This window comes from Thermoanaerobaculia bacterium (genome assembly GCA_018057705.1).
Taxonomy (GTDB): domain Bacteria; phylum Acidobacteriota; class Thermoanaerobaculia; order Multivoradales; family JAGPDF01; genus JAGPDF01.
Window position 1 is genome coordinate 46,370 of record JAGPDF010000026.1, and the last position, 9,775, is coordinate 56,144.

Genomic DNA, 9,775 nt, shown 5'->3' on the forward strand with positions numbered 1-9,775 from the left:
CCGGCTCAGTCCATCTGCTTGCGGAGGACGGTCGGGATGTCGTAGTCGTCGACGTTCGACCAGTTCGGCCCGAAGCCGCCCGGATCGTCGCCGCGCGAGCCCTGGGCGAGCACCTTGCGGTAGAACGGGAGCTCCGCCGCTGCCTCCTCGCGCTTCGGCTCGGGAGCGGACGTCCGGCTTGCAGCTCCGCTGCCTGCCGACGCCGCGTAGCGCGGGCCGATCGGCGCGGAGCTCGCGCCGGCACTCGAACGCAGCGGCATACCGGCGGAGGCCGCGGCGCGCTCGGGCGTCTCGCCCGCATAGCGGAAACCGGTCGCGATCACCGTGACCTTCATCTCTTCGTCCAGGCTCTCGTCGATCACCATGCCGGTGATGATATTGGCGTCCGGATCGACGGCGCCCTGAATGATGCGCGCGGCCTCCGCGACTTCGTGAAGGGTGAGATCCCGACCTCCCGAGACGTTGATCAGCACACCCTTGGCACCTTCGATCGAGGTCTCCTCGAGCAGCGGCGAGCTGATCGCCCGCTGCGACGCCTCGAGGGCCCGATTCTCGCCCTTGGCGATGCCGGTGCCCATGAGCGCCATTCCCATTCCGGACATGATCGCCCGGACGTCGGCGAAGTCGACGTTCACCTCGCCGGGAACAGTGATCAGGTCGGAGATCCCCTGCACCGCCTGGCGCAGCACGTCGTCGGCGATCCGGAAGGCCTCGGCGAGCGGCGTGCCGCGCTCCACGAAGGAGAGCAGGCGCTCGTTCGGGATGGTGATCAGGGTGTCGACCGAGTCGCGCAGCTCCTCGATACCGCGTTCGGCGATCTGCATCCGGCGCCGGCCTTCGAAGGCGAACGGCTTGGTCACCACCGCGACGGTGAGCGCCCCGATCTCGGAGGCGAGCGAGGCCAGGATCGGCAACGCGCCGGTACCGGTGCCGCCGCCCATGCCGGCGGTGAGGAAGATCATGTCGGCGCCGTCGAGCATCTCGAGGATGCGCTCGGTGTCCTCGAGCGCGGCTTTCCTTCCCACCTCGGGGTCGGCGCCCGCGCCTAAGCCCCGGGTGATCTCCCGGCCGAGCTGCAGCTTGAGCTGGGCCTTGCACTTGGCGAGCGCCTGGAGGTCGGTGTTGCCGGCGATGAACTCGATGCCGCGCAGATTGGAGGCGATCATCCGGTTCACGGCGTTGCCGCCGCCGCCGCCGACGCCGATCACCTTGATCTTCGCAGGCACCACGTCGCAGTCCAGCATCGACATCGAGACCCTTCGTGCCTCTTCCCGGTCATCGAACAGAATCATGATCGTTCTCCCTATCGAAATATTCGGTTATGTTCAGAGCAGGTCCGAGAAGACGTTGCGCAGGCTTCCCATCACGCCGCGCACCGAGAAGCCACCGCGCCGCGGACGGCGCTCGTGGTTCTGTTCGGCGGCGACCGCGTACTGCAGGAGGCCGGCGGCCGTCGACCAGCCCGGCGAATGGATGACGTCGACGAGCCCGCCCAGCCCGTGCGGCAGGCCGTAGCGGACGCTGGCGTTGAAGGCTTGGCCGCAGAGCTCGAGCAGGCCGTCGAGCTGAGCTCCCCCGCCGGTGAGGACGATGCCGCCGCGCAGCTGCCCGTCCCAACCGTTCTTGCCCAGATCCTCGCGCACGAGCGAGACCAGCTCCTCGGCGCGCGGCTGCAGGATCTCGCAGATTTCGCGCTTCGGAACGACCCGCGGCGCCCCTCCGGCGACCGCCGGCACCGAAACGCCCTCCTCCTCCTGGACCATCGAGAGCAGGCAGCAGCCTTCGCGGATCTTGATCCGCTCGGCCTCGGCGTAAGGCGTTCGCAGGACCATGGCGAGGTCGTTGGTGAAGTGGCCGGCGCCGATCGGCAGGACCGCCGAGTGCTGGATCTCGCCTTCGGAAAACAGCGCGTAGCCGGTGGTGCCGGCGCCGATGTCGATGAGCAGCACGCCGAGGTCGCGCTCGTCCGGCGTCAGCACGGCCTCGGCCGTCGCGAGCGGCTCGAAGACCATCTCCGCGACCTCGATGCCGGCGCGATTGACGCAGGTGAGCAGCGTCTTCGAGCGCGTCACCTGGCCGGTGATGAGGTGGACCTGAACCTCGAGCCGGCCTCCCAGCATCCCGAGGGGATCGCTGATGCCGCCCTGCTCGTCGACCACGAACTCCTGCGCGATGGCGTGCAGGATCTCGCGATCGGAGGGTAGCGCCGCCGACTGGGCCGCGCCGAGCGCGCGCTGGATGTCGGTCTTCCCGATCTCGCGGTCCTTCCGCGCCACCGACACCATGCCGCGCGCGTTCACGCAGCGCACGTCGGCCCCGGCCACTCCGACGTAGGCGCGCGAGATCTCCACACCGGCCATGACTTCGGCCTCTTCGCTCGCGGCCTTGAGGGCTTCCACGGCCGCCTCGACATTCACGATGTTGCCGCGCCGTGTGCCCCGGTTGGGAGCGGTGCCACGGCCGGCGACCTCGAGCGCACCCTTCCCGTCACGCTGCCCGATGAGCACCGCGACCTTGGAGGAGCCGATGTCGATTCCTACGACGTACTGTTCTGCTTTGGCCATGACCCTGAACCCTCTCTAGAGTGCGGGTTGAAAAATGATCCGACGATCAAATCGGAGATCGATGAATGAAAGCTTCGGGTAACGCTGGTCGAGCTTCGGGAGGAGCCTCTCGAGCTCCGCCAGTCGCTCCTTGAGTGTGCCGGAACGCACCAGAAGGGGGAACGCGAGCTCCCCGAGATAGAGACGAAAGTCGCCTTCGCCCAGGACCTCGATCTCGGAGAGGCTGGCGGCCCATCGCGGCGCGGTCGCTTCGAGCTCGCGCGCGACCGCGAAGGCTCCCGCTGGCGCCGCGCCGGTCGACGGCGCGACCGACACCAGAAGCAGATCGCGCGGGCCGCGCAACGGGTCGCGCACGGGATCCAATGCCGCGATCGTCCGGCCCTCGGCGTCGAGGTAGGCGAGTGTCAGGCCGTCGCGTAGCAGCGCCGCCGGCCGGCGCTCGACGAGCGAGACGCGCAGCTCGTTCGGCAGGCGCTTCTGCACGGTGACGCCTTCGACCCACGGATTCGCCGACAACATCTCCTCGACGAGCGGCAACGGCAGCGAGAGCAGATTGGCGCCCAGCAACGGTGAGAGCGCCCGGTCCACCCAGGCGCGCTCGACGAACCGGTTGCCGTCGACGTCGAGCCGCGTCAGGGCGAAGGTCGGCGAGGAGAAGAGCCAGAGGCCGATCGCGATCGGCGCGCCGACCAGCAGCAGCGCCTGCGCGAAGTGCCGACCGAGCGCCAGCCAGGGGCTCTTCCTGCGGACGCGCACCGCACTCGCGGGGCGCCGGAACGGCAACACCCGCGCCTCGGCGGCCGGCGTCAGGTCGCGGGCCGTCACGCGGCCCCCCCCTTCACCAGCGCCTCGGCGAGGCGGTAGATGTCGCCCGCGCCCAGGGTCATCACGACGTCGCCGTCGTCGATGCCGGCGAGGAGCGCCGGCACGGCGTGCCAGTCGGCGCAATAGTCCACCCTCGGATGCCCGACCGCCTGCGCGGCGCGCGCCACGAGCTCGCCCGAAACGCCCTCGATCGGTCGCTCGCGTGACGGATAGACGTCGGTGACGACGACATGGTCGGCCGCCGACAGCGCCCGGCCGAAATCCTCGGCCAGATCGCGGGTCCGCGAGTAGAGATGCGGCTGGAACACGGCGTGCAGCACGCGGCGGGGGAAGACCTGCCGGGCGGCTGCGAGCGTCGCCTGGACCTCCGTGGGATGGTGCGCGTAGTCGTCCACCACCTCGGCGCCGCGGAACTGGCCGAGGCGCTCGAAGCGCCGGTGCACGCCGCCGAAGCCGGCGAGAGCGCGCGCCACGACCGGCATCGGGATGCCGAGGGCGAGCGCCACGCCCACCGCGGCGAGGGCATTGCGCACGTTGTGCAATCCAGCGAGCGGCAACTGCAGCCGCCCGAGCTCTCCCTGCGTCCGGTGACGCACCGTGAGCGAGGTACCGTCCGGCGACATCTCCAGCGCCTCGCCCCGCAGCAGGCACTCTTCCCCGAGGCCGTAGGTCGTCAACCGGCGGTCCGCGAGGCGCGGCAGGAGGGCCGCGACGTTCGGATCGTCGGCGCAGACGATGACCTGGCCGAAGAACGGGACACGGCTGGCGAAGGCGACGAAGGCGTCGCGGATCGCGTCGAGGTCGTGGTAGGTGTCGAGGTGGTCGCGATCGATCGACGTGATGACGGCGAGGATCGGGAAGAGCGACAGGAAGCTGCGGTCGAACTCGTCGGCCTCGACGACCATGAAGTCCGAGTTGCCGAGCCGGGCGCCGGTCCCCGAGACGCGAAGGCGTCCGCCGACGATGACGGTCGGGTCGAGACCCGCCTCGGTCATGATGGCGCCGACCAGCGAGGTGGTGGTGGTCTTGCCGTGGGTGCCGGCGACTGCGATGCCGTACTTCATCCGCATCAGCTCGGCGAGCATCTCGGCCCGGCGGACGACGGCGATACCGCGGCGCTTCGCCTCGATCACCTCGGGATTCGCAGCCGCGATCGCCGACGACGTCACCAGCAGGTCGACGCTGTCCAGGTGGTCCGCGGAGTGGCTGGTGGCGATCGCCACCCCCAGCGACCGGAGCCTCTCCGTGGCCTCGCTCTGGCTCTGGTCGCAGCCCGAGACCGTGACCTCGTACTGGAGGAGGACCTCGGCGATGCCGCTCATTCCGGCTCCGCCGATGCCGACGAAGTGGGCGTGGCGGAGGCCCGCGAAACGGTGGAACATCAGGCGGCCCTCCCGAGCGGCGGCAGGAGCGCCTCGACCCGGTCGACGATCGCGGCCGCGGCGCCGGGATGGGCGAGGCGCCGGGCACTCTCGCCCATCCTGCCGAGCCGTCCGCGGTCGCCCAGCAGCATCGCGAGCTCGCGGCGCAGGCGGTCGGCGTCGAGCGCCTCGTCCTCGATCAGGCTGGCCGCGCCGGCCTCCGAAAGCAGCCGGGCGTTCGCCACCTGATGGCCGCCGCCGGCGAGGAGCGGCAGCAGCACCGCCGGCCGGCCCGCGGCGCAGATCTCGGCGAGCGTGATCGCTCCGGCCCGCGACACCACCAGGTCGACCGCGGCCATCGCCGCCGGAGTGTTGTCGACGAAGGCCACGACGCGCAGGCGCGGCGTGTCGAGTCCCGCCGCGCGATAGGCGGCGAGCGTCGCTTCGAGGTGCGCCTCGCCGCACTGGTGCAACACCGAGAGCTCGGGGAGGCGGTCGAAGAGCGGCGCCAGAACCTCCGGCATCAGACGGTTGATGCGCAGCGAACCCTGACTGCCGCCGAGCACCAGCAACCGGGGCTTGCCGTCGGCGCGCAGGGGCGGAATCTCGAAGAAGGCCCCGCGCACCGGAACGCCCGTGACCCAGGAGAGGCACTTCAACCTCGATGCACTCGCCTCGTAGGCGACGGCGGCGGCATCGGCGAAGCGCGAAGCCCAGCGATTGGCCAACCCGGCCTCGGCGTTCGGCTCGAGCAGCACCGTCGGCCGGCGAGCGAACCGGCCACCGAGCACGGCAGGGGCGGAGGCGTAGCCGCCAGTGCCGATCACGACGTCGTAGCCCCCTTCGCGAATCCGGCGGCGCGCCGCGAGCGCCGAGCCGGCGAGCGTCGCGAGAGCTGCGAGCTTCGCCCACAGGCTCTTGCCCAGGAGCGGCCGCGCCGACAGAGCGACGAAGGGCAGACCGCGCTCCGCCGCGAGCCGGGCCTCCATGCCGGTGGGTGACCCGGCGAGCGCGACGCCCCAGCCGCGGCGCACGAGCTCGTCGCCGAGCGCGAGCGCTGGGAAGACGTGCCCGCCCGAGCCGCCCCCGGCGAGCAGAGCGCGGCGGACCGCGGGGTTGGCTGGGGGGCGCTCGTCAGTCATGTTGGGAGACATTGAGCAGGACGCCGCAGAGGGCCATGGTGACCACCAGCGAGGAGCCGCCGTAGGAGAGGAACGGGAGCGGAATGCCCTTGGTCGGAAGCAGCGCGATGGCGACCGAGATGTTGATCAGCGCCTGCATCACGAGCATCGTCGAGAAGCCCCAGGCGAGGTAGCGCCCGAACGGATCGGGCGAGCGCCAGCCGGCCCGGAGGCCGCGCCAGAGCACGACGCCGAAGAGCGCCACGACGGCCAGAGCGCCGACGAGCCCCAACTCCTCGGCGACGATCGCGTAGACGAAGTCCGATTCCGGATGGGGCAGAAAGTAGAGCTTCTGCAGACTGTTGCCGGGGCCGAGGCCGAGGAGCCCCCCGGAACCGACCGCGATGAGCGACTGCATCGCCTGGAAGCCGGCGCCGAGAGGATCGCGCTCCGGCTCGAGGAAGGCGAAGAGCCGCGCCCGGCGATAGGGCACCGAGATCACCAGGAGGTAGAGCACCGGCAGTGCGGTCGCCGCCCCGGCGAGCACGAACCGCCAGGAGAGCCCGGCGAGAAAGAGCATCAGCCCGGCAGTGGACACGAGCAGCACGGCGGTGCCGAGGTCGGGCTGGAGCAGGATGAGGCCGGCGAGGAGGCCGGTCACGATCGCCGCCGGCCAGAGCACGTCGCGGCTGTTCACCGCGTCCTTCCGGCGGTCGATGAAGTAGGCGAGGAACGGCACCAGCGCGAGCTTCGAGAGCTCCGAGGGCTGCACCGAGATGCCGGCGATGAAGAACCAGCGCCGCGTGGCGTTCAGCTGGGGCGAGAACAGGACGGCCACCAGCAGGAAGAGCACCCCGGCGACGAGCGCGTAGACGACGCGGCGGTCGCGGAGCTTGCGGTAGTCGACATGCATCACGATCGCCATCACCAGGAAGCCGAGCGCCGCGGCGGCCGCCTGCCGGATGAGGAACGGATTGACCGCCGCGCCGCGCCCGCGGGCAACGGCGGCACTCGCCGAATAGACCATCACCAGACCGAGGCCGACGAGCAGCATGATGGTGGTGAAGAGCACCTTGTCGTAGACCAGCTTCTTCGCCATCAGCGCGCTCCACTCGACTCGCGGAGCGTGCCCGCGGCCGCCAGGCCGCGTGCGAGAGCCGCGAACTGGCGGCCGCGATCGACGTAGTCGCGAAACTGGTCGAAGCTCGCGCAAGCCGGCGACAGCAGCACGGTCTCGCCGGCGCGGGCCGAGGCGGCGGCCATGGCGACGGCGGCGGCGAGGGTCTCGGCGCGTTCGCAGGCGACGGCTCCTGCCAGGGCGCGCGCGAGATCGCCGGACGACTCGCCGATCAGGTAGGCGCAGCGCGCCTTGCGCGCCACGATGTCGCGCAGGAAGCGGAAGTCGGCCCCCTTGTTGCGGCCGCCCAGAATGACGTGGACACTCGCGTCGGCGAAGCCCTCGAGCGAGCGCGCGGTCGCCGCGACGTTGGTGCCCTTGGAGTCGTCGACGAAGACGACGCCGCGGGACTCCGCGATCTGCTCTACGCGGTGCGGCAGGCCCCGGAAGTCGCGCAGAGCCGGCGCCAGAGCTGCGGCCGGCGCGCCGACCGCCCGCGCCAGCAACGCGGCGGCCATGGCGTTCTCGACGTTGTGCAGCCCCGGCAGCCGGAGGTCGCGGCGCTCGAAGAGGAGCTCGCCGTCGCCCTCGCCACCGCACTCCAGGATCCGGTCGCCGACCAGGAGGCAACCCGCGCCGGCGACCCCGGCCGCGGCGGACGCGGTGGTCGAGAAGAAACGCCTGCGGGCCGCTGTCGGGCTGGCGGCCACTTCGGGCTCGTCGGCGTTCAGGACCGCGACGTCTCCGCCATCCTGATTGAGGAAGATCCGCTGCTTGGCGGCGAGGTATCCGGCCAGGTCGCCGTGCCGGTCGAGATGGTCGGGAGAGATGTTGAGCAGCGCTGCGGCGCGCGGCCGAAAGTGCTCGATCGTCTCGAGCTGGAAGCTCGAGAGCTCGACGACGAAGACCCTGTCGGCCGGTCCGTCCACCACTGCCGCGAGCGGGCGGCCGATGTTGCCGCAGACCTCGACAGCGAACCCGGCGCCGGCAAGGAGCGCCCCGGTCATCGCCGTGGTGGTCGACTTGCCGTTGCTGCCGGTGATGCCGACGACCGTTCCCGCGAGGAACGTCCACGCGAGCTCGACCTCCGCCACGACGGGAAGGCGCCGCTCTGCCGCACGGAGCAGCAGGGGATGGTCGAGCCCGACTCCGGGACTCGCCACGACGGCATCGAGCCCCGCCGGGAGCTCACTCGACGCATCGCAGAGGCGGAGCTCGACGCCCGGATCGCGCGCCAGGTCTTCGACGTCGAGGTCCTCGGCGGCGCGCCGATCGCTCGCCACCACCCCGATGCCGCGACGGCGCAGCAGTCGCGCCGCCGCCGTCCCCGACAGGCCGAGACCGAGCACGAAGACGCGCTCGAGGCGCGCCGGATCGAAAGAATCGCGGAGTCGGCCCGTCATCGCAGTTTCAGGGTCGAGAGTGCGATCAGCGCGAACATCACGGCGGCGATCCAGAAGCGCACGATGATCTTCGGCTCGGCCCATCCGCCGAGCTCGAAATGGTGGTGGATGGGCGCCATGCGGAAGATCCTCTTGCCGCGCAGCTTGAACGAGGAGACCTGGAGGATGACCGAAAGAGCTTCGATCACGAAGAGTCCGCCGACTACCACCAGCAGCAGCTCCTGCTTGGCGAGCACGGCGACGGTGCCGATCGCGCCGCCGAGCGCCAGCGACCCGACGTCGCCCATGAAGACCTCGGCCGGATAGGCGTTCCACCACAAGAAGCCGATGGAGGCCCCGACGAGCGCCCCGCAGAAGACCGTGACCTCGCCGACTCCGGGCACGTAGGCGACCTGCAGGTACTGCGCGACGACACGGTTGCCGGCGACGTAGGTGAAGACGGCGTAGGTTGCCGCCGCGATCAGCGTCGCACCGATCGCCAGACCGTCGAGGCCGTCGGTCAGATTGACCGCGTTCGAGGCTCCGACCAGGACGAGGACCACGAACGGCACATAGAGAATTCCGAGGTTGAGAATCAGGTCCTTGAAGAAAGGAAAGGTCAGCGTCGGTGCGAAGGCGCCCTCGATCGGCATGACCCGCAGAAGCGATCCCGCGAGCGTCGCGACTCCGACCTGGAGCAGGAACTTGGCGCGCGCCGAAAGGCCGAGGTTCTTCCGGCGGCGCACCTTCAGGAAGTCGTCGACGAAGCCGATGGCGCCGAAACCGACGGTGACGCCGATCGCGATCCAGACGTAGAGATTGCCGAGGTTCGCCCACAGCAGCGTCGGCACGACCAGGGTGAAGAGGATGAGCAGCCCGCCCATGGTCGGCGTGCCGGCCTTGACCTGATGGCTCTGCGGCCCGACCTCGCGAATGCTCTGCCCCACCGAAAGCCGGCGCAGCGTCGCGATGAAGCGCGGGCCGAGCAGCAGGGCGAGGAGGATCGCCGTGACGATCGCTCCCGCGGTGCGGAACGTGATGTAGCGGAAGACGTTGAACAGCGCGAACTGCTCGTGGAGCGGATAGAGGAGGTGATAGAGCATCTAAGCCCGCCCCTCGGAGCCGCGCTGCTCGACGATCGCCCGCTCGAGCTCTGCCCGGTCGGAGAACGGGAGGCGCTGCGTGCCGACGATCTGCTCGTTCTCGTGGCCTTTGCCGGCCACCAGGATCGACCATCCGCCGGCCATCGCCACCGCCACCGCGCGCCGGATCGCCTCACGGCGGTCGGGCACGATGCGGTAGTTGCGGTTGGTGCTCGCCTTGAGACCCTGCTCGACCGCGGCGAGAATCGCCAGCGGATCCTCGCTGCGCGGATTGTCGGAGGTCGCGATCGGAAGGTCTGCGA

Annotated in this window: 9 protein-coding genes; all 9 read right to left on the reverse strand. The window is 70.4% G+C overall.

The genetic code is table 11. The annotated features are described in order from the left end of the window. Positions 1–5 precede the first annotated feature (5 nt). Entirely contained in the window at positions 6–1,250 is a 1,245-nt protein-coding gene (gene ftsZ / locus KBI44_10450; GenBank protein MBP9144893.1) for a cell division protein FtsZ, read from the reverse strand. A gap of 75 nt (positions 1,251–1,325) precedes the next feature. Then, complete coding sequence (gene ftsA / locus KBI44_10455) at positions 1,326–2,564, reverse strand: cell division protein FtsA (GenBank protein ID MBP9144894.1); 1,239 nt, start codon at positions 2,562–2,564, stop codon at positions 1,326–1,328. A gap of 15 nt (positions 2,565–2,579) precedes the next feature. Further along, positions 2,580–3,389: an FtsQ-type POTRA domain-containing protein gene (locus KBI44_10460; protein ID MBP9144895.1), complete on the reverse strand. Its 810-nt coding sequence runs from the start codon at positions 3,387–3,389 to the stop codon at positions 2,580–2,582. Further along, complete coding sequence (locus tag KBI44_10465) at positions 3,386–4,771, reverse strand: UDP-N-acetylmuramate--L-alanine ligase (GenBank protein ID MBP9144896.1); 1,386 nt, start codon at positions 4,769–4,771, stop codon at positions 3,386–3,388. The genes KBI44_10460 and KBI44_10465 overlap by 4 nt, the downstream gene beginning before the upstream one ends. Then, the gene (gene murG, locus KBI44_10470; protein ID MBP9144897.1) at positions 4,771–5,892 is read right to left on the reverse strand and encodes an undecaprenyldiphospho-muramoylpentapeptide beta-N-acetylglucosaminyltransferase; all 1,122 of its coding nucleotides are present in this window, start codon (positions 5,890–5,892) and stop codon (positions 4,771–4,773) included. Before murG ends, KBI44_10465 begins: the two co-directional genes overlap by 1 nt. Next, on the reverse strand, positions 5,885–6,970 hold the full coding sequence (ftsW, locus tag KBI44_10475) for a putative lipid II flippase FtsW (GenBank protein ID MBP9144898.1): 1,086 nt from the start codon (positions 6,968–6,970) through the stop codon (positions 5,885–5,887). Before ftsW ends, murG begins: the two co-directional genes overlap by 8 nt. Next, a complete protein-coding gene (gene murD / locus KBI44_10480) occupies positions 6,970–8,391 on the reverse strand; it encodes a UDP-N-acetylmuramoyl-L-alanine--D-glutamate ligase (protein ID MBP9144899.1) in 1,422 nt (473 codons plus the stop codon). The genes ftsW and murD overlap by 1 nt, the downstream gene beginning before the upstream one ends. Beyond that, complete coding sequence (locus KBI44_10485; protein ID MBP9144900.1) at positions 8,388–9,473, reverse strand: phospho-N-acetylmuramoyl-pentapeptide-transferase; 1,086 nt, start codon at positions 9,471–9,473, stop codon at positions 8,388–8,390. Before KBI44_10485 ends, murD begins: the two co-directional genes overlap by 4 nt. Beyond that, positions 9,474–9,775: UDP-N-acetylmuramoyl-L-alanyl-D-glutamate--2,6-diaminopimelate ligase (locus KBI44_10490; protein MBP9144901.1), on the reverse strand; the 302-nt coding region annotated here is incomplete at its 5' end. It abuts the gene before it with no gap.